The sequence below is a fragment of the Bradyrhizobium sp. genome (assembly GCF_035652035.1).
GTDB lineage: Bacteria > Pseudomonadota > Alphaproteobacteria > Rhizobiales > Xanthobacteraceae > Bradyrhizobium.
Genome location: NZ_DASREO010000096.1, coordinates 37,280 through 63,025 on the forward strand (window position 1 = coordinate 37,280; position 25,746 = coordinate 63,025).

At 61.8% G+C, this 25,746-nt stretch carries 24 protein-coding genes and 1 riboswitch; of the genes, 18 read left to right on the top strand and 6 right to left on the bottom strand.

The window, feature by feature from the left end; all coding sequences use genetic code 11:
* Positions 1-184: 184 nt before the first annotated feature.
* The 4 genes from VFB05_RS25870 to VFB05_RS25885 all read left to right on the top strand — a co-directional run bounded on the left by VFB05_RS25870 (position 185) and on the right by VFB05_RS25885 (position 4,770).
* Positions 185-1,912, top strand: coding sequence for an alpha/beta hydrolase family protein (locus tag VFB05_RS25870; protein WP_325017691.1), 1,728 nt, complete (start codon positions 185-187; stop codon positions 1,910-1,912).
* Between the two features lie 349 nt (positions 1,913-2,261).
* Complete coding sequence (locus VFB05_RS25875; RefSeq protein WP_325017693.1) at positions 2,262-3,473, top strand: NADP-dependent isocitrate dehydrogenase; 1,212 nt, start codon at positions 2,262-2,264, stop codon at positions 3,471-3,473.
* Positions 3,474-3,642: 169 nt separating this feature from the next.
* Positions 3,643-4,104, top strand: a complete 462-nt coding sequence (locus tag VFB05_RS25880) for a DUF3455 domain-containing protein (protein ID WP_325017789.1) — start codon at positions 3,643-3,645, stop codon at positions 4,102-4,104.
* Between the two features lie 270 nt (positions 4,105-4,374).
* Positions 4,375-4,770, top strand: coding sequence for a hypothetical protein (locus VFB05_RS25885; protein ID WP_325017695.1), 396 nt, complete (start codon positions 4,375-4,377; stop codon positions 4,768-4,770).
* Positions 4,771-4,784: 14 nt separating this feature from the next.
* On the opposite strand, the gene VFB05_RS25890 is transcribed toward VFB05_RS25885, so the two are convergent.
* The gene (locus tag VFB05_RS25890; RefSeq protein WP_325017697.1) at positions 4,785-5,267 is read right to left on the bottom strand and encodes a GNAT family N-acetyltransferase; all 483 of its coding nucleotides are present in this window, start codon (positions 5,265-5,267) and stop codon (positions 4,785-4,787) included.
* Positions 5,268-5,274: 7 nt separating this feature from the next.
* Positions 5,275-7,953 carry an alanine--tRNA ligase gene (gene alaS, locus VFB05_RS25895; RefSeq protein WP_325017699.1) on the bottom strand — a complete coding sequence of 893 codons (2,679 nt, stop codon included), beginning with the start codon at positions 7,951-7,953 and terminating at the stop codon, positions 5,275-5,277.
* Positions 7,954-8,187: 234 nt separating this feature from the next.
* Positions 8,188-8,278: riboswitch (glycine riboswitch) on the top strand.
* A 142-nt stretch (positions 8,279-8,420) separates the two neighbouring features.
* Between alaS and gcvT the strand changes: the two genes are divergently transcribed.
* The 3 genes from gcvT (at position 8,421) to gcvP (ending at position 12,929) form a co-directional block, all read left to right on the top strand.
* A complete protein-coding gene (gene gcvT / locus VFB05_RS25900; protein ID WP_325017701.1) occupies positions 8,421-9,578 on the top strand; it encodes a glycine cleavage system aminomethyltransferase GcvT in 1,158 nt (385 codons plus the stop codon).
* 8 nt (positions 9,579-9,586) lie between these two features.
* Positions 9,587-9,952, top strand: a complete 366-nt coding sequence (gene gcvH / locus VFB05_RS25905; RefSeq protein ID WP_325017703.1) for a glycine cleavage system protein GcvH — start codon at positions 9,587-9,589, stop codon at positions 9,950-9,952.
* 112 nt (positions 9,953-10,064) lie between these two features.
* Positions 10,065-12,929 (top strand): aminomethyl-transferring glycine dehydrogenase, encoded by a 2,865-nt coding sequence (gcvP, locus tag VFB05_RS25910; protein WP_325017705.1) that lies wholly within the window; start codon positions 10,065-10,067, stop codon positions 12,927-12,929.
* A gap of 310 nt (positions 12,930-13,239) precedes the next feature.
* On the opposite strand, the gene recA is transcribed toward gcvP, so the two are convergent.
* Complete coding sequence (gene recA, locus VFB05_RS25915; protein WP_325017707.1) at positions 13,240-14,328, bottom strand: recombinase RecA; 1,089 nt, start codon at positions 14,326-14,328, stop codon at positions 13,240-13,242.
* A gap of 765 nt (positions 14,329-15,093) precedes the next feature.
* On the opposite strand from recA, the gene VFB05_RS25920 reads away from it, so the two are divergent.
* From VFB05_RS25920 to VFB05_RS25955, 8 genes are all read left to right on the top strand, one after another.
* A complete protein-coding gene (locus VFB05_RS25920) occupies positions 15,094-15,279 on the top strand; it encodes a hypothetical protein (RefSeq protein WP_325017709.1) in 186 nt (61 codons plus the stop codon).
* A 313-nt stretch (positions 15,280-15,592) separates the two neighbouring features.
* Complete coding sequence (locus tag VFB05_RS25925) at positions 15,593-15,721, top strand: hypothetical protein (RefSeq protein WP_325017711.1); 129 nt, start codon at positions 15,593-15,595, stop codon at positions 15,719-15,721.
* A gap of 158 nt (positions 15,722-15,879) precedes the next feature.
* Positions 15,880-16,080 (top strand): hypothetical protein, encoded by a 201-nt coding sequence (locus tag VFB05_RS25930; RefSeq protein WP_325017714.1) that lies wholly within the window; start codon positions 15,880-15,882, stop codon positions 16,078-16,080.
* Between the two features lie 5 nt (positions 16,081-16,085).
* On the top strand, positions 16,086-16,379 hold the full coding sequence (locus tag VFB05_RS25935; protein ID WP_325017716.1) for a PilZ domain-containing protein: 294 nt from the start codon (positions 16,086-16,088) through the stop codon (positions 16,377-16,379).
* Between the two features lie 113 nt (positions 16,380-16,492).
* Positions 16,493-16,672, top strand: a complete 180-nt coding sequence (locus tag VFB05_RS25940; protein WP_325017718.1) for a hypothetical protein — start codon at positions 16,493-16,495, stop codon at positions 16,670-16,672.
* A gap of 1,723 nt (positions 16,673-18,395) precedes the next feature.
* Complete coding sequence (locus tag VFB05_RS25945) at positions 18,396-18,572, top strand: hypothetical protein (protein WP_325017720.1); 177 nt, start codon at positions 18,396-18,398, stop codon at positions 18,570-18,572.
* A 1,904-nt stretch (positions 18,573-20,476) separates the two neighbouring features.
* A complete protein-coding gene (locus tag VFB05_RS25950; RefSeq protein ID WP_325017722.1) occupies positions 20,477-20,671 on the top strand; it encodes a hypothetical protein in 195 nt (64 codons plus the stop codon).
* A gap of 137 nt (positions 20,672-20,808) precedes the next feature.
* Positions 20,809-21,099 (top strand): DUF6894 family protein, encoded by a 291-nt coding sequence (locus tag VFB05_RS25955; RefSeq protein WP_325017724.1) that lies wholly within the window; start codon positions 20,809-20,811, stop codon positions 21,097-21,099.
* A gap of 189 nt (positions 21,100-21,288) precedes the next feature.
* Here the strand turns inward: VFB05_RS25955 and VFB05_RS25960 are convergent, their stop codons facing one another.
* Positions 21,289-21,579 (bottom strand): hypothetical protein, encoded by a 291-nt coding sequence (locus tag VFB05_RS25960; protein ID WP_325017726.1) that lies wholly within the window; start codon positions 21,577-21,579, stop codon positions 21,289-21,291.
* A gap of 397 nt (positions 21,580-21,976) precedes the next feature.
* Between VFB05_RS25960 and VFB05_RS25965 the strand changes: the two genes are divergently transcribed.
* Positions 21,977-22,441, top strand: coding sequence for a PaaI family thioesterase (locus VFB05_RS25965; RefSeq protein WP_325017728.1), 465 nt, complete (start codon positions 21,977-21,979; stop codon positions 22,439-22,441).
* A gap of 63 nt (positions 22,442-22,504) precedes the next feature.
* Positions 22,505-22,915, top strand: coding sequence for a hypothetical protein (locus tag VFB05_RS25970; protein ID WP_325017730.1), 411 nt, complete (start codon positions 22,505-22,507; stop codon positions 22,913-22,915).
* Positions 22,916-22,939: 24 nt separating this feature from the next.
* Here the strand turns inward: VFB05_RS25970 and VFB05_RS25975 are convergent, their stop codons facing one another.
* Positions 22,940-23,512, bottom strand: coding sequence for a TetR/AcrR family transcriptional regulator (locus VFB05_RS25975; RefSeq protein WP_325017733.1), 573 nt, complete (start codon positions 23,510-23,512; stop codon positions 22,940-22,942).
* A 404-nt stretch (positions 23,513-23,916) separates the two neighbouring features.
* Between VFB05_RS25975 and VFB05_RS25980 the strand changes: the two genes are divergently transcribed.
* Positions 23,917-25,176 carry a GNAT family N-acetyltransferase gene (locus VFB05_RS25980; protein ID WP_325017735.1) on the top strand — a complete coding sequence of 420 codons (1,260 nt, stop codon included), beginning with the start codon at positions 23,917-23,919 and terminating at the stop codon, positions 25,174-25,176.
* Positions 25,177-25,266: 90 nt separating this feature from the next.
* Here VFB05_RS25980 and VFB05_RS25985 read toward each other — a convergent pair whose 3' ends face one another.
* Positions 25,267-25,713 carry a flagellar basal body rod protein FlgC gene (locus VFB05_RS25985; protein WP_325017737.1) on the bottom strand — a complete coding sequence of 149 codons (447 nt, stop codon included), beginning with the start codon at positions 25,711-25,713 and terminating at the stop codon, positions 25,267-25,269.
* Positions 25,714-25,746: the final 33 nt, after the last annotated feature.

Genomic DNA, 25,746 nt, shown 5'->3' on the forward strand with positions numbered 1-25,746 from the left:
TTAGCGAAATTTCTGGAGACGACCGTACGACCTGTTGTCTGAACCCCATGTGGAATGCCACAGCCTTCGCTTGCGCGCCTTTTGCTTTCGGATAGGCTCTCCTTCGAAACAAAAACGCACCCGACACCAAACGATCGGGGCGGCACGGGACAACACAACACGGGACAACCAGGGAGGGGCGGCCATGCATCGCAGATGGACTCTTGCGATTATCGGGCTGGTTTTGATTTTGGCTGGCGGCGTGCTCGCGCGCCTGACCCAGACCGCGGGTGGGATCGAAGTCCGCGACATCAGGTTTCCCGGCGCCAAGGGCAACACCATGAGCGCCCTGCTCTATGTGCCGCCGAACGCAACCGCTCAGCTCCCCGCCCCCGGAATTCTCGCGGTCCACGGCTACATCAATTCGCGCGAAACCCAGGACGGCTTTGCGATCGAATTCGCCCGCCGCGGTTACGTCGTGCTGGCGCTCGACCAGACCGGGCACGGCTATAGCGACCCACCGGCTTTCGCCAACGGCTTTGGCGGGCCCGACGGTCTTGCTTATCTGCGCAGCCTGCCATTCGTCGACAAGGACAACATCGGCCTCGAAGGCCATTCGATGGGCGGCTGGACGGTGCTCGCTGCCGCCGCCGCCAGCCCCAACGATTACAAATCGATGGTGCTCGAGGGCTCCTCCACCGGCAAACCGTTCGCTGCCGAAGGCACCACGTCCTGGCCGCGCAACACCGCTTTGATCTTTGCGCAGTACGAGGAATTCCCGGTCCTGATGTGGGGCGTCGAGCACGCTCGCGATGTCGCCCAAAGCCCGAAACTGCAGGCGTTGTTCGGCGCGCAAGGCGCGGTCGAACCTGGGAAAGAGTACGGCGATGTCAAGCAAGGCACCGCGCGCGTGCTGTACACGCCCGCGATCACGCATCCGGCCGAGCACATTTCGAAAGAGGCCATCGGCTACAGCCTCGACTGGTTTGCGCGCACATTGAAGGGCGGAACGCCGCGTCCCTCCGACGACCAGATCTGGTACCGCAAGGAATTCGGCACGCTGATTGCGCTGATCGGATTCGTCGTGCTCCTGCTCGGCACCTTTGACGGCCTTCTCGAAGCTCCTCTCTTCTCACATCTGCGGCAGGGCGCGATCGCCGACGGGTCCGCGCCGAAGGACAGGCCGATCAAAGGCGGCCGCTGGATCGGCGCTCTTCTGCTGTCAGCCTTTATCCCGGCGCTGACCTACTATCCAGCCTTCGCGCTCGGCGGCACCTTCGTCGGGCCGTCCCGCTTCCTGCCGCAGGGCATCACCAACCAGATCCTGGTGTGGGCGGTCATCAACGGTCTGATTGCGCTGGCCTTGATGCCATTTGCGCCGAAACGCGCCCGCCGGGCCGGGATCGTCGGCCCCTCGATCCTGATCGCGCTGGTCACGGTCGCGGTCGGCTACGCCGCGCTCTTTCTGTCCGACCTGATCTTCACGATCGACTTCCGTTTCTGGATTGTTGCGCTCAAACTGATGAGCGCGAAGCAATTTATGATCTTCCTGATCTATCTCATCCCGATCACGGCGTTTTTCGTGATCGCGCTGCACGTCCTGCACCGTAACTTCTCAACCGCCGGCGCCTCGCGCGGCGCGCTTTATCTGACCAATATTCTGGCCATGACGCTGGGCTTCATCGTGCTGGTCGGCGCGCAGTACCTGACGCTGTGGCTGTCGGGAGGCCTGTTCAACCCGATCCCCGATCCCGGTTTCGTGCCGCTGTCGACGATCGTCGCGATCCAGTTCGTGCCGCTGCTTGCGATCGTCGCCATCATTGCGACCTTCACCTGGCGGCGGACCGGCTCGAGCCTGCCGGGCGCCCTGATCTGCGGGTTGTTCGTCACCTGGTATATCGTGGCGGGCACAGCAACCCAGGCGGTGATCTGAAGAGAAAATCTGATCGCCGCTTGCTCCGCTTTTCTTCACCTCCCCCTAAAAGGGGGAGGTCGGCGAGCAAAGAAGCGCCCTTGCGCTCTTGAGCGAGCCGGGAGGGATCACCTTCCTGCGCTACATATCATCCTCGCGGCATCGTTGAAATTGACCCCCACCCCAACCCTCCCCCCTTCAGGGGGAGGGAGAAGAAAGTCCCCGGCACAACAAAGAGCACTTCACCAGCCAAAAAGATGGGCCGAAACTGCATAACCGCTCGGCTTTCGCACCCGCCCCGGCGGTGCTATAGCGCGGGGGCAAATCAAAAGCGATTTCCCGCGCGATTCCAATAAGGGCCCGTTTCCCCATGGCAAAAATCAAGGTGACCAACCCCGTCGTCGAACTCGATGGCGACGAGATGACCCGGATCATCTGGCAGTACATCAAGGACAAGCTGATCCACCCGTTCCTCGACATCGACCTGATGTATTTCGACCTCGGGATGGAATACCGCGACAAGACCAACGACCAGGTCACGGTCGATGCTGCGAACGCCATCAAGAAGGTCGGCGTCGGCGTCAAGTGCGCCACCATCACCCCGGACGAGGCGCGGGTGAAGGAATTCGGCCTGAAGGAAATGTGGAAGTCGCCCAACGGCACCATCCGCAACATCCTCGGCGGCGTGATCTTCCGCGAGCCGATCATCTGCAAGAACGTGCCGCGTCTGGTGCCGGGCTGGACCAAGCCGATCATCATCGGCCGCCATGCTTACGGCGATCAGTACCGCGCCACCGACATCAAGTTTCCGGGCAAGGGCACGCTGTCGCTGAAATTCGTCGGCGAGGACGGCACGGTGATCGAGAAGGAAGTGTTCAAGGCGCCGGGCCCGGGCGTCGCGATGGAAATGTACAATCTCGATGAATCGATCATCGACTTCGCCCGCGCCTCCCTCAACTACGGCCTGATGCGTAATTATCCGGTCTATCTCTCGACCAAGAACACGATCCTCAAAGTGTATGACGGTCGCTTCAAGGACATCTTCCAGGATGTCTACGACCGCGAATTCAAGAAGGAATTCGAAGCCAAGAAGCTCACCTACGAACACCGCCTGATCGACGACATGGTCGCTGCGGCGCTGAAGTGGTCGGGCGGCTATGTCTGGGCGTGCAAGAACTACGACGGCGACGTGCAGTCCGACACCGTGGCGCAGGGCTACGGCTCGCTCGGCCTGATGACGTCAGTGCTGCTCACCCCCGACGGCAAGACCGTTGAAGCCGAAGCCGCGCACGGCACGGTGACGCGCCACTACCGCGAGCACCAGAAGGGCAAGGAGACCTCGACCAACTCGATCGCCTCGATCTTCGCCTGGACGCGCGGCCTGTCCCACCGCGCCAAGCTCGACAACAACGCCGAGCTCGCCAAGTTCGCCGCCACGCTCGAGAAGGTCTGCGTCGATACGGTCGAAGCCGGCTTCATGACCAAGGACCTTGCGCTGCTCGTCGGCGCCGATCAGCGCTGGCTCTCGACAACCGGCTTCCTCGACAAGGTCGCGGACAACCTCACCAAGGCGATGGCGTAACGCCTTCACGTCATGGCGAACGATAGCGAAGCAATCCAGATCGAATGTTGAAAAACATTGGATTGCTTCGTCGTTTCAATCTTCGCAATGACGACCGGATAGAGCACGATTGGAGTATGACATGTCACTTTCTGCGCGCGCCGCCCTCGCCCTTTCACTCTTTCTGGGTATGCCGATGACCGCAAACGCGCAAACCGCGCTTCCCGCCGCCATCGCGGCGCCGGGCGAGACCGTGGTGCTCACCGTGCACGCCGAGGGCGCGCAGGTCTACGAATGCAAGGCGGGCACTGATGGCAAGCTCGCCTGGGTGTTCCGCGAACCGATCGCGAGCCTCTTTGCCGCCGACGGCAAGACGATCGGCCGGCATTATGCCGGACCGAACTGGGAGCACATCGACGGCAGCGTCGTGACCGCGAAAGCGGCCGGCAACGCACCGGGCGCGACCGCGGACGATATTCCCTGGCTGAAGCTGCAGGTGACGGCTTCGCACGGCAACGGCGTGCTGACCGGCGTCACCACCGTGCAGCGGATCAACACCAAAGGCGGCAAGCTCGATGGTGCCTGCGACAAGGCCGGGACCTTCAAATCGGCGCCGTATTCTGCGGAATACGTGTTTTTGAAGAAGGGCTGAGGTCTCGTGTCCCGGACGCGGTGCAGCGTCTGAGATCTCGTGTCCCGGACGCGTTGCGGCATGCAGTGCCGCTACGCAGATCCGGGACCTAGCACCTTGCACATGGACCCCGGATCAGCAGCGCACCGCATAGCATGTCGAACACGCGCGTGGACGCGCCTATGGCGCTGCGCTGCATCCGGGGAACGGAGGCGGCACTCAACGCCCGCTGCACATTCTCTGCACGGAAATACGGGAGAACATCCTGACCGCGTTTTCGCGACGCCCTGTATGAGAGCAGCCAGCCTCATCAAGGAGACGGTCGTGAACGGTACCTTCATCGGCTTCTGCCTGACGTTTAGTCTGATCCCTTATGTGCTTCCCGTCCTCACGCCGACCTGGCGCTGGCTGACAGGCATAACAATCGCCGTTGGCGCTTTGTTATCCGCGCTCTGGATTCAGGATTGGATCGTCCGGTCCGAGCCGGGATTTCATGCAGGGTCAGGCGATGCCTTCGGGTTGCTGATCGCCGGCTTGCTGACAACAGGCTTTGTTTCAGGTGTCGGCGTCCGCGCGCTCACACTATCGCTGGAAGCGAGAGGTATTGATCGCATCGCCATCAGCGTTGCCGGGCTGCCCGTTGCTATCGCGGCAATCATCCTGTTCGGCGTTCAGCACCTTTGGTGAACCTTTAAGCGACATCAGCGGAGCGTCTTGACCAATCTCGGCTCCCGCAAATGGACGCCGCGAAACTCCGTCTGCTTCACCGTGCCGTCGCGTCGATATCCTGCCGCCTCGTAGAAGGCGATCGCCCGTCCATTCCGCTCGTCAGTGTGGAGGAAAACCTCGCGGCACCCCTCTGCTCGCAGCACGTCATGCGCGGCGTCAAGCAGTGCACGGCCGATGCCGCGACCGCCGTGGTCGGGATGCACGAACAGCAGGTACATTTCGCCGTCGCGCGGGTGAACGGCGGTAAAGCCTGTGAGTTCGCCGGCGCTGTTGATCGCAACCAGCATGGCGTTCGGGGCTGCGTGTTCCGCCACTTCCCTGTCCCACTCTTCCGGCAGGAACATCGGCCGCTCCGCAAGCTCGCCGAAATACGTCCATCCCTTGCGCACGGCCGCATCGAACACAGCGCCGATCTTCTGAGCATCATCCGCTTGAGCGCGCCTGATGGTCAGCATGACAGAGTTACGCCCCCGCCATCGCCTTTTCGATCGCAGCGAGCGCGGCGATCGCCTTGCCGCCATCGGGGCCGCCGGCCTGCGCCATGTCGGGCCGGCCGCCGCCGCCCTTGCCGCCGAGCGCTTCAGACGCCACGCGCACCAGATCGACCGCGTTGTAACGCGCGGTGAGATCGGCGGTGACGCCGACGACCACGCCGGCCTTGCCATCCCCGGTGACGCCGACGATCGCGACCACGCCGGAGCCGAGCTGCTTCTTGCCGTCGTCGGCAAGGCTCTTGAGATCCTTCATCTCGATGCCTTCGACCGCGCGCGCCATCAGCTTGACGTTGCCGACCTCGCGCACGCCCGCTGCGCCCGATCCGTTCGAGGCGGACGCGCCGCCGCCCATCGCGAGCTTCTTGCGCGCGTCCGACAATTCACGTTCGAGCTTCTTGCGCTCGTCCATCAGCGCGGTGATGCGCGCCGGCACGTCTTCGAGCGAGGTTCGCAGCTCGGCGGCCGCGGTTTTCGCAAGCTGCATCGTGTCGTTGGCGTGCTTGCGCGCGTAATTGCCGGTCAGCGCCTCGATGCGGCGAACGCCTGAAGCCACCGCGCTTTCCGAGGTCACCGAGATCAACCCGATATCGCCGGTGCGTTTGACATGCGTGCCGCCGCACAATTCGACCGACCAGCCGAGCGCGTTCTGCCCGTGCTCGCGCGCGCTCTTGCCCATCGAGACCACGCGGACCTCGTCGCCGTATTTCTCGCCGAACAGCGCTCGCGCGCCGGCCTCGCGCGCATCGTCCACCGCCATCAGGCGCGTCGTGACCTCGTCGTTCTCCAGCACCACGTTGTTGGCGATATCCTCGACGCGGGCGAGTTCTTCATGCGTGATCGGCTTTGGATGCACGAAGTCGAAGCGCAGACGATCCGGCGCCACCATCGAACCGCGCTGGGCGATGTGATCGCCCAGCACCTGGCGCAGCGCCTCGTGCAGGATGTGCGTTGCCGAGTGATGGGCGCGGATCGACGAGCGCCTGCTATGATCGACGTCGAGCTGCAACGCCGCGCCCACCTTCAGCGTGCCCTGCTCCACGTTACCGAGATGGACAAAGAGATCGCCGGCTTTCTTCTGCGTGTCGGTGACGCGGAAACGCACACCCTCCCCCAGCATCACGCCGGTGTCGCCGACCTGGCCGCCGGACTCCGCATAGAACGGCGTCTGGTTGAGAACGATCGCGCCGCTCTCGCCGCTCTTGAGCTGATCGACGGCCGCGCCGTCCTTGACCAGCGCGCCAACCACGCCTTCGGCGGTTTCGGTCTCGTAGCCGAGGAATTCGGTGGCGCCGAGTTTCTCGCGCAGCGGAAACCAGATCGCTTCGCTCGCGGTATCGCCCGACCCCACCCATGAGGCGCGCGCCTTTTGGCGCTGGCGCTCCATCGCATCTTCAAAGGACGCCTGATCGACGCTGATGCCGCGCGACTTCAGCGCGTCCTGCGTGAGATCAAGCGGGAAGCCGTAGGTGTCGTAGAGCGTGAAGGCGGTGTCGCCGTCGAACATGTCGCCTTTCTTCAGGCCTGCGCTCTTCTCGTCGAGAATCGCAAGTCCCCGGTCGAGCGTCTTGCGAAAACGCGTCTCTTCCAGCCGCAATGTCTCCTCGATCAGGGTCTCGGCGCGCACCAGCTCCGGATAGGCCTGGCCCATTTCACGCACCAGCGCCCAGACGAGGCGATGCATCAACGGCTCGCGCGCGCCCAAAAGCTGCGCATGCCGCATCGCACGCCGCATGATCCGCCGCAGCACATAGCCGCGGCCTTCGTTGGACGGTAGCACCCCATCCGAAATCAGGAACGACGAGGCGCGCAGGTGATCGGCGATCACCCGGTAGGAGGCAATGTTATCTTTTCCCGGACCGTGCCCGAGCGCGGATGCCGTCGCCTCGATGAGATGACGGAACATATCCGTTTCGAACACGCTCTCGACGCCTTGCAGGATCGAAGCCATGCGCTCGAGCCCCATGCCGGTGTCGATCGACGGGCGCGGCAGGTCGACGCGCTCGTCCTTCGTCACCTGCTCGTATTGCATGAAGACGAGATTCCAGAATTCCAGGAAGCGATCGCCGTCCTCTTCCGGACTGCCGGGCGGCCCGCCCCAGATGTGCTCGCCACGGTCGATGAAGATTTCCGAGCACGGCCCGCAAGGTCCGGTGTCGCCCATCGCCCAGAAATTGTCCGAAGTCGGAATCCGGATGATGCGATCCTCGGTGAAGCCCGCGATCTTCTTCCACAGCACCGCCGCGTCGTCGTCGGTGTGATAGACGGTGACCAGCAGCTTGTCCTTCTTCAGCCCGAACTCCTTGGTGATCAGCGTCCAGGCAAGCTCGATTGCGCGCTCCTTGAAGTAATCGCCGAACGAGAAGTTGCCGAGCATCTCGAAGAATGTCAGATGGCGCGCGGTATAGCCGACATTGTCGAGGTCGTTGTGCTTGCCGCCGGCGCGCACGCATTTTTGCGAGGTGATGGCGCGCTGATAGGCACGCTTCTCGACGCCGGTGAAGACGTTCTTGAACTGCACCATGCCGGCATTGGTGAACATCAGGGTCGGGTCGTTGCGCGGCACGAGCGGCGACGACGACACGATTTCGTGCCCGTTGTCGGCAAAAAACTTGAGGAAAGTCGACCTGATTTCGTTAACGCCGCTCATTAAAGGTCCAATCAAAGTGCTGGAAAGGCGCATGGCCATGAGGCTGATGGCGCGCTGCGAAAGACGCTTTTAGACAAGGGGGCCAGCGCTGTCCAGAAAACTTGGAACTCCGTCAGAGGGTTGCCGGGACTGCCGACATTTGCGGCCGTCGCTGCCTCCGATTTAACGTTGATAGAGGTTCACTCCTCATCCGGTCGGGCTTGGCGCGGCTCGCTTTTTCGCATATCTATTCGCCACGTCACGTCGGGAGAGATCGGCCCAAAAGGCCGGCGCCGAAGGAGCAACCGCCCCGGAAACTCTCAGGCAAAAGGACCCTCGTGACGCAGACACATCTGGAAAGAGGCACTCGGGTCTGACCCGGACGTGCCCGCCGACGGGATAATACTCTCAGGCACAGCGACAGATGGGGCTTTTTCGGAATCGTTCGAGGGAATCGGCCCTCGGGCGCATCCGCGAGGGCTCTGACGATGCTGGCCAGTGAAGTTTCCGCCTCCCCGCCTCCCCTCAAGCAAACGCCGTTGCACGCGCTGCATCTGTCGCGCGGCGGCAAGATGGTTCCGTTCGCCGGCTATGACATGCCGGTCCAATTCGGGCCGGGCGTCCTCAGGGAACACCTTCACACCCGCGCAAGCGCCGGCCTGTTCGATGTTTCCCACATGGGCCAGATCGCGTTGCGGCCGAAGTCAGGCCGGGTCGAGGACGCCGCGCGGGCGCTCGAATGGCTGGTGCCGCAGGACATTCTCGCGCTGCCGGCTCGGCGGCAGCGTTATGCGCTCTTCACCAATGAGCGAGGTGGCATTCTCGACGACCTCATGGTGGCGAATTTCGGCGATCACCTGTTTCTGGTCGTCAACGCCGCCTGCAAGGAAGCGGACGAGGCGCACCTTGCGGAGCATCTCTCGGATGTCTGCACCGTCGAACCGCTGCGCGACCGCGCGCTGATCGCCCTGCAGGGACCGAAGGCCGAGTCAGTGCTCGCGAAATTCGACAGCGAAATCCCAGCGATGAAATTCATGGATGCCGGGCCGCGGCGGCTGGCCGGCCTCGACTGCTACGTCTCCCGCTCCGGCTATACCGGCGAGGACGGTTTTGAGATTTCGGTGCCGGCGGAACGTGCCGAAGAGTTCGCCACGGCGTTGCTGGCCGATGACAACGTGCTGCCGATCGGGCTTGGCGCGCGCGACAGCCTGCGGCTCGAAGCCGGTCTCTGCCTTTACGGCCACGACCTCGACACGGTCACGACGCCGGTCGAGGGTGCGCTGGAATGGTCCATCCAAAAAAGCCGCCGCAAGGGCGGCGCACGGCCCGGCGGCTTCCCGGGCGCAGATGTGATCCTCAGCCAATTCGAAGGTGGAGCGTCGCGTCGCCGCGTTGGTCTCAAACCTGAAGGCCGCGCGCCGGTGCGCGAAGGCGCGCCGCTGTTTGCAGATGCAACGTCACAGCAAGCCATCGGCAGCGTCACTTCAGGCGGCTTCGGTCCGAGCCTGAATGCGCCGGTCGCGATGGGATATCTGCCTTCGTCGCACGCCGCGACTGACAAGATCGTATTCGCCGAGGTGCGCGGCCAGCGCCTGCCCTTGCGCGTTTCGCCCATGCCCTTCGTTCCCAACACCTACAAGCGCTGAGGATCTTCATGACGACGCTTTACACCACCGACCACGAATGGCTCCGCATCGAGGACGACGTCGCCACCATCGGCGTGACGGATTACGCGCAATCGCAGCTCGGCGACGTCGTGTTCGTCGAATTGCCGAAGGTCGGCCGAAGCTTGAAGAAAGCGGAAGCCGCCGCCGTCGTCGAGTCGGTCAAGGCCGCCTCCGACGTCTACGCGCCGATCACGGGCGAGGTGCTGGAAATCAACAATGAGCTCGCAGGCGAGCCGGCGCTGGTCAATTCCGACGCGGCCGGCAAGGCCTGGTTCTTCAAGCTGAAGATTGCAGACAAGAACGAACTCGAAGGCCTGATGGACGAGGCCGCCTATCAGAAACATATCGCGTAGGCGTGTCATGGCCGGGCTTGTCCCGGCCATCCACGTCTTTTGAGTAGCAAAGCAAGTCGTGGATGCCCGGCACGAGGCCGGGCATGACGAGGAAAAAGCAACGAGGCCTCCGATGACCGCGCCAATCAAACCGCTGACCGAGCCCGCCACTGACTTCGTGCGCCGCCATATCGGCCCTGCCCCGCACGACGTGGCCGCAATGCTCAAGACCGTGGGCAGCTCCAGCCTCTCGGCGCTGATGTCCGAGACGCTGCCCGCCTCGATTCGGCAGCGGGCGCCGCTCGATCTCGGCAAGGCGTTGAGCGAGACGGAAGCGCTCGCCCATATGCGCGGTCTCGCCGTGAAAAATCAGGTTTTCACCTCGCTGATCGGGCAAGGCTATTCCGGGACGATCCTGCCCACGGTGATTCGGCGCAACATCCTGGAGAACCCGGCCTGGTACACGGCCTATACGCCCTACCAGCCCGAAATCAGCCAGGGCCGGCTGGAAGCCCTGTTCAACTTCCAGACCATGATCTGCGACCTCACCTCCCTCGATGTCGCCAATGCCTCGCTGCTCGATGAGGCAACCGCGGCGGCGGAGGCGATGGCGCTCGCCGAGCGCGCCTCCTCAGCCAAGAGCAAATCGTTCTTTGTCGACGCCGACGTGCATCCGCAGACGCTCGCCGTGCTGCGCACCCGCGCCGAGCCTTTGGGCATAACTCTCATCGTCGGCGATCCCTTGACCCAGCTCAATGGCGCTGAGGTCTTCGGCGGTTTGCTGCAATATCCGGATACATCGGGGCGGGTATGTGACCTGCGTCCTGCGATCGCGGCGCTTCACGCCAAGGGCGCGCTCGCCGTCGTCGCCGCGGATCTGCTGGCGCTGACGCTGCTGGCGTCACCGGGCGAACTCGGCGCTGACATCGCAATCGGCTCGGCGCAGCGCTTTGGCGTGCCGATGGGATATGGCGGCCCGCATGCTGCCTATATGGCGGTGCGCGATGCGCTGAAACGCTCACTGCCCGGGCGTCTCGTGGGCTTGTCGGTCGATTCCCGCGGGCAGCCAGCGTATCGGCTCGCGCTGCAAACCCGCGAGCAGCACATTCGCCGCGAAAAGGCGACCTCCAACATCTGCACCGCGCAGGTGCTGCTTGCCATTATCGCCAGCATGTATGCGGTCTATCACGGCCCCGAAGGGCTGACCCACATTGCGCGCACAGTGCATCGCCGCGCTGCCGTGCTCGCGAACGGCTTGCGAAAGCTCGGTTTCACGCCGCTATCCGAGACCTTCTTCGATACGCTGTCGGTCGCGGTCGGCGACAGGCAGCACAACATCGTCACGCATGCGATCGCCGAAAAGATCAACCTGCGGATCGGTGACGGGCTGCTCGGCATTGCGCTCGACGAAACGACGACTGAAGCGACGGTCGAGGCGGTGTGGCGCGCCTTCGGCGGCAGGCTCAACTATGCCGAAATCGACAAGACCACCGATGACGCACTGCCGGCTTCCCTGAAGCGCGAAAGCGCCTTCCTGACCCATCCGGTGTTTCACGCCCATCGCTCGGAGACCGAGCTGCTCCGCTACATGCGCAAACTCAGCGATCGCGATCTCGCGCTCGACCGCGCGATGATTCCGCTCGGCTCCTGCACCATGAAGCTGAACGCGACCACCGAGATGATGCCGCTGACCTGGGCCGAGTTCGGCTCGGTGCATCCGTTCGCGCCGCGCGATCAGGCGGAGGGCTATCACGCCCTGTTTGCCCGGCTCGAGAAGTGGCTCGCCGACATCACCGGCTATGACGCAATCTCTCTGCAACCGAATTCCGGTGCGCAGGGCGAATATGCCGGGCTGCTCGCGATCCGCGGCTATCACGCCTCAAGGGGCGAAGCTCACCGCAACGTCTGCCTGATCCCTTCGTCTGCGCACGGCACCAATCCGGCGTCCGCCCAGATGGTTGGCATGCGGGTCGTTGTGGTGGCGTGCGATGCGCGCGGCGATGTCGACGTTACCGATTTGCGCGCCAAGGCCGAACAGCACAGCAAGGACCTCGCCGCTGTCATGATCACCTATCCCTCGACACATGGCGTGTTCGAGGAACACATTCGCGAGATCTGCGAGGTCGTGCATGCCCACGGCGGACAGGTCTATCTCGACGGCGCCAACCTGAATGCGCAGGTCGGTCTCGCCCGCCCCGGCGAATACGGCGCCGATGTCAGCCATCTCAACCTGCACAAGACCTTCTGCATTCCGCACGGCGGCGGCGGCCCTGGCATGGGCCCGATCGGCGTGCGGGCGCACCTAAAACCCTTCCTTCCGGGTCATCCCATGAATGGCGACAGCAAAGTCGGCCCGGTCTCGGCCGCGCCGCACGGCTCAGCCTCGATCCTGACCATCTCCTACATCTATATCCTGATGATGGGCGGCGAAGGTCTCACGCGCGCGACCGAAGTGGCCGTTCTCAACGCGAATTACATTGCCGCGAGATTGGAGAGCCATTTCCCGGTGCTGTACCGCAACGCCAGGGGCCGCGTGGCGCATGAATGCATCATCGATCCCAGACTGTTGAAGAATTCGACCGGCGTCACCGTCGACGACATTGCAAAGCGGCTGATCGACTATGGCTTCCATGCGCCGACCATGAGTTTTCCGGTGCCGGGCACCTTGATGATCGAGCCGACGGAATCCGAATCCAAGGCCGAGATCGATCGCTTCTGCGACGCCATGATTGCGATCCGCCGCGAGATCGCCGAGATCGAGAGCGGCCGCTTCAAGATCGAGGCCTCGCCGCTGCGGCACGCCCCGCATACGGTGCACGACATTGCCGATGATGGGTGGCAACGCGCCTATGGCCGCGCTGAGGGCTGCTTCCCGGCTGGCACCTCACGCACGGACAAGTACTGGTGTCCGGTCGGGCGGGTCGACAATGTCTATGGCGACCGCAATCTGGTCTGCTCCTGCCCACCGGTTGCCGATTACGCGCAAGCCGCGGAGTGAAGGATACCGTCGTTGCGTGACCGGTGCCCCGGGATGCGAAACCCGTGTCCCGGACGCGGCGCAGCAATCTGGGAATAGTCTCTCCGTCATGGCCGGGTTTATCCCGGCCATCCACGTCTTTAGCGACCACAAGCGAAAAGTAAGACGTGGATGCCCGGGTCAAGCCCGGGCATGACGAATTCTTTATGGGACTACGTTTGCGCCTAGGAAACAAAACGGACGCCTGAGAACGTCGGCAACTCAACGTTCTCTGCGCCCGCCTTGCGGTAAAATCCTAAAAAATCGGCGAGGCTTATTCCCCGCGGAAATTCTACTCCTCCGCCGGCTCCTCGCCGTCGGCATCGCGCTCGGGCGTGCCGGCCAGGATCTGCTCGGAAATCAGACCGGAGTTCTGGCGGATCGCGGCTTCGATCTTGCTGGTGATGTCGGGATTGGCCTTCAGGAAGGCCTTGGAGTTTTCGCGGCCCTGGCCGAGGCGCTGGCTGTCATAGGAGAACCAGGCTCCGGATTTTTCGACGATGCCGGCCTTGACGCCGAGGTCGAGGATCTCGCCCATCTTGGAAACGCCCTCGCCGTACATGATGTCGAATTCGACCTGCTTGAAGGGCGGCGCCAGCTTGTTCTTCACGACCTTGACGCGGGTCGTGTTGCCGACCACTTCGTCACGCTCTTTGATCGCGCCGATGCGGCGGATGTCGAGACGGACGGAGGCGTAGAATTTCAACGCGTTGCCGCCGGTGGTGGTTTCCGGCGAGCCGTACATCACGCCGATCTTCATGCGGATCTGGTTGATGAAGATCACCATGGTATTGGACTTGTTGATCGAGGCGGTGAGCTTGCGCAGCGCCTGGCTCATCAGGCGCGCCTGCAGGCCTGGCAGCGCATCGCCCATTTCGCCCTCGAGTTCGGCCTTCGGCACCAGCGCGGCAACCGAGTCGATCACGAGCACGTCGACCGCGCCGGAGCGCACCAGCGTGTCGGCGATTTCCAGCGCCTGCTCGCCGGTGTCAGGCTGCGAGATCAGGAGCTCGTCGATGTTGACCCCGAGTTTGCGCGCATAGACCGGGTCGAGCGCGTGTTCGGCATCGATGAAGGCGCAGATGCCGCCCTTCTTCTGTCCTTCCGCCACCGTGTGCAGCGCCAGCGTGGTCTTGCCCGAGGATTCCGGCCCGTAAATCTCGACAATCCGCCCCCTCGGCAGGCCGCCGACGCCAAGCGCAATGTCGAGCCCGAGCGAGCCCGACGACACCGTCTCGACGTCCATCGAGCGGTCGTTCTTGCCCAGCTTCATCACCGAACCCTTGCCGAACTGACGCTCGATCTGGGACAGCGCTGCGGACAGGGCCTTACTCTTATCCATGGAGGATCCTTCGACGATACGCAGGGCGGTAACGGACATTTCGGTGCTCCTTATGGCGGGATTCGCGAGCGGGACAAATGTTTGAATCGGTGTAGGAGCAACTGTACACTGTTTGTTCCATGTTCGCAATATGTTCTTTTTCGTATTTGGGTTCTGGCCTACTTCCGACCTCGGTGGCCTAGTTTGAAGTTAACAGTGGCCTGATTCGATTTTTCTATTCGCTCAGGAACCGACGGCGCCAGTTCGGCATATTGAGATTCGATCAGTGCAAACCCTGCGGTCTAGGACCCGTAGCACGAGATTGAGCCATGAAACAGCGTCGGCGTTTCCAACAGACTACTTCCCTCCAGGATCGTCTCGCCTCATTCGCCAAAGCAGCCCGCGAGAAAGCTTCCCGCCTCAGACCCGGTCCGGAACAAGACGCTCTGCTCAAGCGTGCGCGTGTCGCCGACACCGCTGCCCATATCGACGAATGGGCCAACTCATCGGGATTACGGCCCCCGAAGTAAGGCCGCCTCAGTTGGCGATGTCATGCCGGTACCGTGAGGTTGGGTACTGGCCCCTTTCGATCCCCATTCTAAGTTAATGATCCCTTTGGATTTTCGAAGTCGTCCCCTTTTGGGATCGCAGACTTACCCACAACCGCACATGCAACCTGTCATTGTCCTTTGGGACAATAGGCAGCGAAGGCTGCATCACGTTAGGTGACGCATGCCGCCTCGTTTTGAGTCGGCAGTGTCCAAGTTTGAACAGTCGCCGATATGAGCTCCATCTAAGCTGCAACCTTCCAGAGGGTGTTGCGTCATGAGTGATTTACCTCGGCCCGGCATTTGCCGGATCAGTAATCAGCGGTTCGAGGACTTGAAGGCAGAGGCCGAAGCCGACAAGGTGGCCGCGCTCACAACCAATATTCTGAAAGAGAAGCTTGCCGACACGTTCCTGGGTCGGAAGCATTACGACCTGATCCCGCTTCCATACGAGCTGGAGTAGCCCCAGAGGCCACCTCTTTCATTTGTCATTCGCAGCACACAGCGCCCGGCGTTGCCCCAAATCAAAGGGGACAACCTAACGGTTGTCCCCCGCCGGTTTAAAATAATTGGACCGTGCTGAAATCCCTCCTCCGGCAAATAGCGATCTTGATTTGGCCAGCCGGGCCTGTCTCTAACATATGTTGGAGTGTGCTAATCTGCCTTTGCGGGTGACACGACAGCCTCTTCGCAAGTGTCCTCATTTCGATTCTGGACGGGCAAACCAGATGCTCGGTCGCCGAGACATACTGGTATCAACCGGAGGGGTTTCCAACGTGCGAAATATTATCGTCGGCGTTGTCGTAGCGGTCGTGGTGGCCTGGTTTGTCGGCTACACCACGCCGGGCCACCGCATGCTCAACGCTCTCGGCTTTACCACTGCGTGCGATTACGGCTGCAGCTAAGAGTAAGGCCGCCTCAGTTGGCGGCCTCCGTATCTGCCCCCGTGTCCTGGTTTGTGGATACAGCGTCCCAATTCGATTTTGGCCCGTTAGCGCGGAACGAAATACCGACTTCGGCGTCATCAGCTAGCTGTGATGCGTTGGCTGGGGAGCCTTTCGACGTGGCAACAAAGGATGGCCTGCTGAGGCAGGCTGAATTGCTATTGAAGCTGGCGCGGAGCGCCGCTGATCCTGACCTGGCGGCGTCGCTTGTTCAGAGAGCCGCCGACCTGAAAGAAATAGCCGACAACCTGGCCGTTTCCGACATCAGCCCGCAATCGCCCGACGTCGAATTAGGACCTTACCGGCAGACAGCGCATTGAGCGCGATGGCAGAGGACGAACGTCGCGTCACCTTCGAAAAGCCAGTCGCTGTCCAGATCATGGCAATCGACGGCACCTGGGGGCGACCCTGTACCCTCAAGGAAATCTCCGATACCGGAGCCACTCTTATCATCGAGGAATCGGTTCAAGGCCTGAACCTGAAAGAGTTCTTCCTTATGCTCTCGTCGCCGGGGCTTGCCTACCGACGCTGCGAGCTTGCATGGGTGAACGGCGACCAGATGGGCGTCAACTTCCTGCACCAGCGCGGCAAGCAAAAGAAGCTGAAGCCTTCTGCCTGAGGCCCCCTCGGGTAGGCGGCCTCCCTCAATTTGGGCGGTTTGTTCTCAATCGTGCCGCAATTCGATTTTTAACTTAGGTTAGTCGCAGACAGGACAGCGGAGGCATCACCCCCATGCTGGTCCCATACGAGCTGAAAGTCTTTGCCGACTACGTCGCCCATGCCTGCGCGCAGGCTGAGGTCGGGACGGAGATAACGCGGATATTGATCGCCCGCTCGCTGGAGCAGCTCGAACATTCACGCGAAGTTCTGAAGATCGAATCCCCTAAAGTCTGGCATCCAAAACCGGAGTGAGACCGCGCCAATCCGCGGTCGCTTCCGTTCGCGGCGTTCTCATTTCCTTTCGGGAACCGCTCGCGCGAAGCCACGTTAGACTCCATCACCGTTCGTGGCTTTTATCGGTGATGAGATCGCCATTTGCGCTCCCGCCCTATTCGAACAGGGAGCGTGCCATGCCCGGCGCTTCGTCGTATTCTCGCCTGACTGTCAACCAACAGATCGATCAGCAGATCGCGGACACCCGCGAGGCCATGGCTCGTTCGCTCGAATTATTGAGAGCGCCAAAGCCGGACTCGTTTGCCGGCCGCAAGACACAAGAGCCGTTTCCCCAAGAGCTCCCCCCCCCCGAAGACTAGTGTGGCAGTTCGGACGTCCGCATCATTGATACTGCGCGTTCGTCATGCGGACTTCTGAACCCAAGCCACTACGAACTTCGGAATCGGGACACCAGCCGCCTGAGAACAAAGTTCGTTGTTCGGCGTTCTAGGGTGCATGGAACAAGACCCGCTTTTCCAGCAAGCCGAAGACGCGCAAGAAATGGCGAGAAGGCTCATCCAGGAAGCGCGCGAGCATGCCCGCAAAGCGCGCGAGCAAATGCGACGAGTCAAGCGTTCGGACCAGCCGCTCTCGTGGTTTGGCAACGACGAGTAAGGCGCTCTGCCATCACAGCCGCCTTTCACAAGCGCGAGTGACTTTCCCAGACAACCTAACGGCCGCATCCCCCCAAAAGAGCTGAGGCCGCCAGGTCGCCTGATCCCACGGGGCTGGGTTGTTCTGGGATCGCCAGCAATTGATCTCGTAGTGGAAGTTCCCGCACTCTCACAGGTGAATCCGGCAGTGTCCTAAGCAGGGTGATTGAGTGTCCGAATTGGGACAGCATGCAGAATCAAAAAGGGCCGCATTCGCGCGACCCCCTACCGGCAAATAATTTGTCCGTGATGAAATCCCTCCTCCGGCAGCGCCAAGACTATCTCCAACCCCGGATTTCGGGGATTCCGTAGGAACACGGTGTTGCCCTATCGCAACCCGGGCCGTCTCTGCCTGAGCGGTTTGTGATGAGCATTGTCTTAATTCGCTCAGGGAACGAGGCTAACAAGGCTGGTGCTTCAGTGTGCACACGGCACAATGGCGGCCCCGGTCTGGTCATGTTCACGGTCCTGCTCGTCTTCCTGGTCATCTTCGGCGCGGGCTTCGCGGCTGGCTACGGCGTGAGAGAAATGATTTCACGGCGCCGGCGACGGAGATCCTTCACGATCGTGCGCTGAAAGACCGCCTTGCTACGCGGTCTCTTTCATATGAGCTCACCGCAAAACGAGCCGTTTCGTCCGGCTCAGCCGCCTCCGGCGGATTGCCGATTTGCCACTTTTTCCCGATTCATTTAGGAAATTACGGCATGCCGCTTGGATGACGTGCGGCAGAAGGGTTCATCAGCCGTCGCGGCCTCGGGGGCTGGGCTATGGCAAAGAAAGACGACAGTCGAGTAGCGCCGATTTGCACGGAGTGCGGAGGCCGCACCGCGCATTACGCGACCCTGCCGAAAACCGGGGAACGTCCGCCTCTCATCATCTACAGGTGCGATCACTGCGGAACGATCGTGACCGTTCCCGTCTCAAAAGAATAAAGCGGCCGCACGCCACAAATGGAACTGACGCATTTAACCTAGGTGAGTTCTTTTCAGGCGAAGCCGTGCCTATAAGGCCACGGGCGCTTGGGGTGTATTGCGTTGGGGATGAGCGGGATGACCCGCGTCGATGCGGAGAAGCGCCCGAGCAAGAGCGCCTGCGACAGTGACCGCTTCTCTTGCCCCGCTTGCGCGCTCGAGCCGCTGCGGTTCGTCATCATTCTCGACACCTGCAAAGGCCGAACAGTCCGCCTGTTCAAATGCGAATGCGGCGAACTGATCTGGGATGACTAGAGCTCCGATTCCGAAGTTCGCAAGCTATTGCCGCGACCTCTGATGCGAACTTCGGAATCAAAGGAGCTCTAGCGACCTATCGTTTCTAGTGCGGCTTCGAATTTGAAGTTCCTATAACCAACCTGCAGCGGCACTGATGGGAACTTCAAATTCGCCGCACTAGCGTGGCGGTTGTGAAGTCCGCATCAACTGTGCCGCGGGTTCGGACTTCTCGATGATCGGCGCGTGCCTGATGTTCGCTCGTTTCTTTAGCTCGAGTTGAGCCAACTTAGGAACAACATGACGCATGTCATGTTCTCAAGCCGCCGGGTCGAGACTGCTATCGGCCTTTGCTCTGGGGAGGGCCGGTCGTGACAGAACATGACTTTGCCAAGAAGGCAGAGCGCGCGCTGTTCGCGATTGTGCTCAGCACCGTCGCCTTCATCATGTGCTTTGGCGTGCTGATGTTCAGATAGACTAAGAGACCTCGACCTGCCTCTTCATCATCGTCTCCCGATCCTTGTCGCGCGGCGGCTCGCTGCGAACGAAACGGCCCCGCCACGCTGAGAACGCGGCGGGGCCGACCCTTCATCCCCAGAAGCTTGGGACCCAAGGGGATCAAGGGTGCGAGAGCGGCCCCAGCGGAAGGGCGCCGAGGCCGTGGGGGTCGATCCCGGCGGGGCGTACATCCGTGGGATCGGCGACATCATCGCAAGGGCGCTGAGTTCCCGCATTCTCATAGATGAATCGCGCGCGCCTTAATTGGCGATCGCCAGTGAATCACAGTGGACAACACAGTGGACAACATTGTCTTCGTCCGGCGGCCTCTTTCATCGTCAAACGCAAAACGGCCCCGCCGGGTTGAGACGACGGAGCCGCTGATGGCTGGCCGGTTTGCTTGAGGGACACATGCCCGGGACCATCCGGACATTCCTACGCGGCGGCGGCAAACGAGTCTGTGTCCTGGTTCACAGATGCGCGTGTCAGGCCAAAGGCCTTGCGCAGAGCGCAACACCCGTGTTTGTCCGGAAAGCGCGCACGCTTCATCTCGGTTATTGAGCCGCGATGGAATCGCAAGACGACAACGAACCGAGCGAGGCAACCTGCGACACTTGCGGGCGTAAGCTCACGCTTGTGGCGTCCCTGCCCCGGATCGGCGGCAGACCGCGACGGCGGCTTTACAAGTGCGTTCACTGCCAGAAGGTCATCACCATTCCGCCATCGGACTAGATCTCCGATCCCGAAGATATTTTTTGGGGGCAAGCAGCCTCCTCCCAAAAATGCACGGTGAACCTTCGCGGGACTTGCTTAGACCCACATTCGACCGAGGGGATTTCAGGGGCCTCGGTGACCAAGCCTGCGCCGCCAAGCGATCATATTCCGCTTGGGCGGCGCTGCGCTTTTCTGGCCTGCGTTTCGAGAAAACCATGGCGTGAGCCGCCCGGCGACGCGACAGGCGGGACCGTATTTATCCCGTCCGCCGCCAGGCATTTTTTGAGTAGCGCGTGCAGTCGTGATCGGGCGTTAGCTGAACTGTCGCGTAGAGCTGACCCGTGAGGGCCACAATTTTAATTGCGCGGCGGGGGTCGTCGGCTTGTTTGGAACTGGGTCGACGGCCCCACCCTACGCTGCCAGCGCCATCGGCGTGCGCACCGCCATAGATGCAGCGATTGAGGCACTTTTTCGGCCAGTGTCCCGGTTCTGACATTCGATGCTTCCGCCGCGAGCACTTCTGCGAATGTCAGAACCAAGGGGACACCTGCAATGCCACCTTGCCATGGCGGCGCAGCCCCCGCACCTGTTCGATTTGCCGGGACGAAAATCAGCAATTTTTGGAAATAAATGGTATGGTGATTGCCGATCCCGCCCCCGGGAGTCGCAAGGGCTTTTGGGGACGGGACGCCTGTATCGATCGCGAGTAGTACATGACTGTCCACGCTCCCAAGCTTCTCACGCCTGAGGAATTTGCCGCGCTGATCGAAATCGCGATCGCTTCCGACAATCCGACCGTGGCCCCGCAGCACCTGTCAAAGCTGGTCAGCCTCGGCTATGTCGTTGAAACTCCAAAGGGTATTCTCGTCACCGGCGACGGCCTGATTCGCATCACCGAAAGCGAATAAGACCGAATAAGACGTTGTTGCGACGCACGCACCCGTAGCCTCCCGGAATTGATCCACCGGCATATTGGGCGTCAAATGACGCCATTACCGAGAGGGGCCCCCGGCCCCCGCGGGCGGTTATCTGTAGGTAAGTATTAATGCCGCTCTATTTCTTTCGGATTCGAAACGGCCGTTATTCGGGCGCGTCGGAGCATGGCATCGAGCTCGCCGACCACAATGCGGCGTGGCAGGAGCTGACCAGTTCCTGCGCCGACATGGTCGGCGGAATCTGCCGCAAGCTCGGCCGCGATACGCAGTGGGAAATGGAGCTGCTCGACGAGCGCAAGCAGCCGGTTTTCCGGATCTGCCTGGTGGCGGATTCCTTGAACAACGGCGGATCGAAACCGACAACCGGCCAGTCGCGTCGGCCGCGCGCCGAACACTCCTAGAGCCTATCCGGTTTTGATTGAATCAAAACTGGGCTCTAGATTCTTGTTTGACGCGTTTTCTTTACGCGAACCGGCTTCCACTTCGCTCGAAAACGCTCTCACAACTGAACGCCCCGCCGCCGCATCAGAGCTCGAAGCGGGCCTCAGTGTCCTTGCGGCAATTCAATCCAGTGCGTCGGAATCGGAGCTCTAGTTGGTGGATCCGCTGCTCGCGGTGGTCCCGCTCTTTTTCTTGGGCGTGGATGCCGATTTCGCGGGCGCCGGCGTATCCGATCGCACGCTTCCCCAGGGATCGGAGGGCGCCTTCTGATCCGGAATTTTTTTCAGCGAATCCTTGTAGGCCTTGTCCTGGACTTTCTCGGCGTCCAGTTCGTCCTGCGTCTTCGAAGGCTTGTCCTGCAACAGATTCAGTTTCGGAACCTGAGCGACGGCCGGCGATGCCAGCAGCATGATCGCGGCCGCAAGGCGCAAAACTCTCATGAACAACTCCCCATAATTTCTGGCCACCATAATAGCATCGCACGGCGGGCCGAGCCAAGCGGTTGAGACGATGCTACCCGTCGCGGCCAGCCATCAAAGATTGTCGGATTTGCAGGATTTTGGCGATGGCAGCCAGTCATTCCAGATCGGGCCGCACTTCGTGCAGCCGTCAAGGGCAAGACCAAGCGCGATCAAGCACAGCAACAAAGACAGTCGGCGAAACATTTGGAAAAACTACTCCCCCACGCCCCGGTCCATCATATGGCCCAAGGCTTCGCGTTTTCAAGCATCGACGCCCGCCAGGCCCCTGTACAAGTCCCGTTGGGGCTGGCGCTTCAAACGGAAATGCGGCACCAGATCATGGCGGGCGAGATGAACGCGCCAGGAGCATTCTGCGATGGCCTATGAACCGGCTGCGGCGCCGTTTGATATCGAGGAAGCAAGACGCGTCCTTGCCGAAGTCTTTGCTCCCTGGGTGCAAGACCTCGGCCTGTCGGTTGTCGGCATCGAATGCGATCCGCCCGCCAATGCAGCGGCCGACTGGCAGCCCGGCGCAATCCTGCACATGGCATTCTCGGATCGGCTGTGCCGGCATGGCGGCATCGTCTGTGGCCAGGCGCTGATGGCGCTTGCCGACACCGCGATGGTGATCGCCGTGCTTGCCGCCAATCGCGGCTATCGGCCGATGACAACGGTCGATCAGACCAGCCATTTCATGCGTCCCGTTGCGCAGTCCGACGTGATCGCCGATGCGCGCGTCGTCCGGCTCGGACGAACCATGAGCTTTGGCCGCATCACGTTATCGAGCAGCGCCGATAACAAACCCGTGGCGATGGTCTCGAGCGCGTTCGCGATGTTGTGAGAGCGAGCGCGAGCTGACATGAAACACAAACCGGAGTCCCTTATTCTGGGTTAAAGAAGACAGATGGGACGCCTCGCATCACCATTCGCGCTTCTCACCTGCGCCCTTTCGCTTGCAGCCTGTGGACTCGCCGACAGCCGCTCGCCGCTGCCGATGCCCGACTTCATGCGCGCCAAGCCGTCCGATCCGCCGCCGCTCGAGACAGCGCCCGATGCGCGAAAGATGGTGCGCGAGAAGCTGGATTCGGTTTTCACGGCCCAATCCAATCCGCAGAGGGTGCAGGTCTCGGAAGCGCGTCACGAACTTCGCGGGCTCGGCTGGACGGCTTGCGTGAAGGCCGAGTTGACCTCGGCCAACGGCAAATCGCTTGGCGAAGAAACCTATCGGATCTCGATCAACGGCGGCGTCATCATCGACCGCCGCCGCGCCCTTCCCGAAGATGGTTGCGATACCCAAGCCTATCAGCCGATCTAGAGCTTCGATTGCGAAGTTCGCAAGCTATGACGTCCAGTGGCCGAGCCGCATCCCGACCGCCATCGTCGCCTCGCGCAACTCGGCGGCGAGGGATTGGTCCTCGATCGCGCGCGCAAGCACCATGCCGCCGAGACAGAGCGAGGTCAGGGCGAGCGCGACCTGCCTCGAGGCATGACCGTTCGGCGTCATGCCCTGCTCGAACGTCCGGACCATCATCTTGAGCGCGGCTTCCTGCGCTTCCCTCACCGACTGATCGTTGCGCGAGACGTCGTTGGGAAGGCCGATCAACGGACAGCTTCCCTCGAGGTCTTCGAAATGGCTGCGTGAAAGGTAATCGCGGAGCAAGATGACCGCGCGGTCCGAGGCCGTGGCGGAGCTTGCGATACCGTCCTGCTTGCCGGTGACGAAGCAGCTGATCGCCTCTGCATAAAGTTCGCTCTTGCTCTGGAAGTAACTGTAGAAGCCGCCGCGCGTCATCCCCGCGCCGGCCATGATGTCGTCGATGGAAGCCGCGGTGAAGCCGTGCTTGTTGAAGAGTTGCAGCGCACTCTGAATGATCTTGTGCCGTACTTGCTCGCGATGCGTTTGAGTTGCCATTTCATCCCCATAACCATGATGAATCGTCACCCAGAACATGGTGGTCCTGAGCGCCGTCCGACCGATTGATGTGCGCATCACGCTGAGATGTAGCCCGTCATATGATGACGCACATGAAGTCCCGTCCAAAGAACCAAGCCGGAAGAGCGAACATTCCCGGATCACGAAAATGTAATCGGCGCGGGGGCCGGAGAGCGTGATCCGGCGCGGCACCGGCAACCCGGGACCCGGTCAAATGGGGGGCGGCCGGGACGATAAACGGGGCAAAGCGGCAGGCGCGCGCCGCGTCGTCAATGCCGGATTAACGATAAAGATCAAATTGCATTTCCCCGCCAAGAGCATCTTCCGAACTTTCGGCTAGCGTCGCGCCTTCAGGCCAGAAACGTCTAACGGGGAAACGGAACGTGGCTGAAGTGGCTGACATCGCCGGCGTTTCCCGCCCATCGGCCATCGATGGCGCGGATCAGTGCGCGCGCGCCACTGCCGCTTCAGCGCTCGATACGGAGCGCGCCGGCTTTGGCCCGCTCGCCGCCGTTCCGGTCGCGGAATGGCACGCGCTCGCCGAGCGCGCGATTGAACCGAACGGTTACTATATGCCGGCCTGGACGCTGGCGGTGAATGCCTCGGCCCGCGGCCGCACCGGTGCCTCCGCGCTCGGCGCGTGGCGCGAGGCGGCACCCAATGAGCTCGCGCCTTCTCAAGCCGAGCCAAACGAAGCGCCGCGGCTGGTCGGCTTGTTGCCCGTGGTCTCGCTGTGGCGCGCCTGCAAGATCCCGCTGCCCGCTTTGGCGAGCGCCAGTCCCTACGGCACGCTCTGCACGCCGCTGATCGATCGCAACTTCCCCGAACAGGCGATCCGGCGCCTGATGGATGAAGCCCGCGCCGCCGGTGCCCACGCGCTGATCCTGCGCGACGTCTCGCTGAGCGGCGCGGTGATGAAATCTTTCGCGCACGTGCTGCGGCAGGACGCTTTGCTACCGATCGTCCTGCATTCGCACCTTCGTGCCTGCCTCGACGCCCGGCGTTCCGCAGACGATGTGCTGCACGACGCGCTCAGCGCCAAAAAACTGAAGGAGCTGCGGCGTCAGCGCAACCGGCTCGCCGAACTGCACGGCGCGGTGCGCTTTGCGGTCGCCCGCAGCGTCGAAGAGGTGATCGACGCGATCGACATTTTCCTCAAGCTCGAAGCCAGCGGCTGGAAGGGCGAGCGCGGCACCGCGCTCGCGCAGAACGACGGCGATTCAAGCTTCATCCGGCAGGCCACGCGGGGCCTTGCCGAAACCGGCCAATGCGAGATCGTGACCCTGCATGCCGGCGATGCGCCGATTGCGGCCGCGATCGTGCTTCGCCATCAGGACCGCGCGTTCTATTTCAAGCTCGGCATCGACGAACGCTTTGCGAAGTTCTCGCCCGGCGTACAACTCACGCTCGACCTGACGCGGCATCTTTGCGCCGATGCCGTGCTGGTCACGGCCGACTCGACCGCCAGCGCTCATCATCCGATGATCAATCCGATCTGGCGCGGGCGCTTAAGGATCGGCGACGTCATCATCCCGCTTTATCGCAACGATCCAGTCGTGGCGACGATCCATGCGGCGATGAAGCTACGGCGGGCCTTGCGCGAACTGGCGCGGCGCGCGGTTCATCGCCTTCGAAATCGCTAGGAACCTGTCGTTGCCGGGCCAAGTCGTCCGAAGAACGGCTTCGCTTCCGCTCGCCTATGCCGCCCGAAGAACGGCTTCGCTTCCGCTCGCCTATGCCGTGATATCAAGCAACGATTTTTGCGTATTGTCGTAGGCCTGGATGACCTTCGCATTCGCCGCGAAGTCGTATTTCGCCGTGAGCAGCTGAATGAACTGGCTGGCAAGATCGACATTCGGCGCGGCGATGAGCCCATCCTGATTGGCGAAGGGAGAGGTTGGGTCGAATTGCGGCACAAAGCTTGGCGAGACCGTCGAGACGACTGCGGCCGTACCGCCGGGCGCCGAACCACTCGACTGATCGACCTGATTGACCTGCAGCGGCACATAAGCCGAAAAATTCGAACTGCTGTTCGAACTGCCCGCATTGCCTGACGCGTTCGATCCATCGGATGCAGGCAATGGACCCGTCGTGAGCGCATTGGCGAGATTGCTCGCGGTCACGTCGAGACGCAGGCTCGCTGCGGAAAGTCCTGAGGTCGCAATCGAGAGTGTGCTCATGCACTCTCGTCTAGCCGACAAGTGATACCCGTC

What these genes read in the sequence shown, in the direction of transcription:
- VFB05_RS25975 (WP_325017733.1), bottom strand. Translation starts at nt 23,512, where the DNA reads ATGGCAACTCAAACGCATCGCGAGCAAGTACGGCACAAGATCATTCAG.
- VFB05_RS25965 (WP_325017728.1), top strand. Translation starts at nt 21,977, where the DNA reads ATGGCCTATGAACCGGCTGCGGCGCCGTTTGATATCGAGGAAGCAAGA.
- gcvP (WP_325017705.1), top strand. Translation starts at nt 10,065, where the DNA reads ATGACCGCGCCAATCAAACCGCTGACCGAGCCCGCCACTGACTTCGTG.
- VFB05_RS25950 (WP_325017722.1), top strand. Translation starts at nt 20,477, where the DNA reads ATGACTGTCCACGCTCCCAAGCTTCTCACGCCTGAGGAATTTGCCGCG.
- gcvT (WP_325017701.1), top strand. Translation starts at nt 8,421, where the DNA reads ATGCTGGCCAGTGAAGTTTCCGCCTCCCCGCCTCCCCTCAAGCAAACG.
- VFB05_RS25875 (WP_325017693.1), top strand. Translation starts at nt 2,262, where the DNA reads ATGGCAAAAATCAAGGTGACCAACCCCGTCGTCGAACTCGATGGCGAC.
- VFB05_RS25870 (WP_325017691.1), top strand. Translation starts at nt 185, where the DNA reads ATGCATCGCAGATGGACTCTTGCGATTATCGGGCTGGTTTTGATTTTG.
- VFB05_RS25970 (WP_325017730.1), top strand. Translation starts at nt 22,505, where the DNA reads ATGGGACGCCTCGCATCACCATTCGCGCTTCTCACCTGCGCCCTTTCG.
- VFB05_RS25885 (WP_325017695.1), top strand. Translation starts at nt 4,375, where the DNA reads ATGAGAGCAGCCAGCCTCATCAAGGAGACGGTCGTGAACGGTACCTTC.
- VFB05_RS25945 (WP_325017720.1), top strand. Translation starts at nt 18,396, where the DNA reads ATGACCCGCGTCGATGCGGAGAAGCGCCCGAGCAAGAGCGCCTGCGAC.
- VFB05_RS25940 (WP_325017718.1), top strand. Translation starts at nt 16,493, where the DNA reads ATGCTGGTCCCATACGAGCTGAAAGTCTTTGCCGACTACGTCGCCCAT.
- VFB05_RS25935 (WP_325017716.1), top strand. Translation starts at nt 16,086, where the DNA reads ATGGCAGAGGACGAACGTCGCGTCACCTTCGAAAAGCCAGTCGCTGTC.
- VFB05_RS25880 (WP_325017789.1), top strand. Translation starts at nt 3,643, where the DNA reads ATGCCGATGACCGCAAACGCGCAAACCGCGCTTCCCGCCGCCATCGCG.
- VFB05_RS25890 (WP_325017697.1), bottom strand. Translation starts at nt 5,267, where the DNA reads ATGCTGACCATCAGGCGCGCTCAAGCGGATGATGCTCAGAAGATCGGC.
- recA (WP_325017707.1), bottom strand. Translation starts at nt 14,328, where the DNA reads ATGTCCGTTACCGCCCTGCGTATCGTCGAAGGATCCTCCATGGATAAG.
- alaS (WP_325017699.1), bottom strand. Translation starts at nt 7,953, where the DNA reads ATGAGCGGCGTTAACGAAATCAGGTCGACTTTCCTCAAGTTTTTTGCC.
- VFB05_RS25960 (WP_325017726.1), bottom strand. Translation starts at nt 21,579, where the DNA reads ATGAGAGTTTTGCGCCTTGCGGCCGCGATCATGCTGCTGGCATCGCCG.
- VFB05_RS25920 (WP_325017709.1), top strand. Translation starts at nt 15,094, where the DNA reads ATGAGTGATTTACCTCGGCCCGGCATTTGCCGGATCAGTAATCAGCGG.
- VFB05_RS25955 (WP_325017724.1), top strand. Translation starts at nt 20,809, where the DNA reads ATGCCGCTCTATTTCTTTCGGATTCGAAACGGCCGTTATTCGGGCGCG.
- gcvH (WP_325017703.1), top strand. Translation starts at nt 9,587, where the DNA reads ATGACGACGCTTTACACCACCGACCACGAATGGCTCCGCATCGAGGAC.
- VFB05_RS25985 (WP_325017737.1), bottom strand. Translation starts at nt 25,713, where the DNA reads ATGAGCACACTCTCGATTGCGACCTCAGGACTTTCCGCAGCGAGCCTG.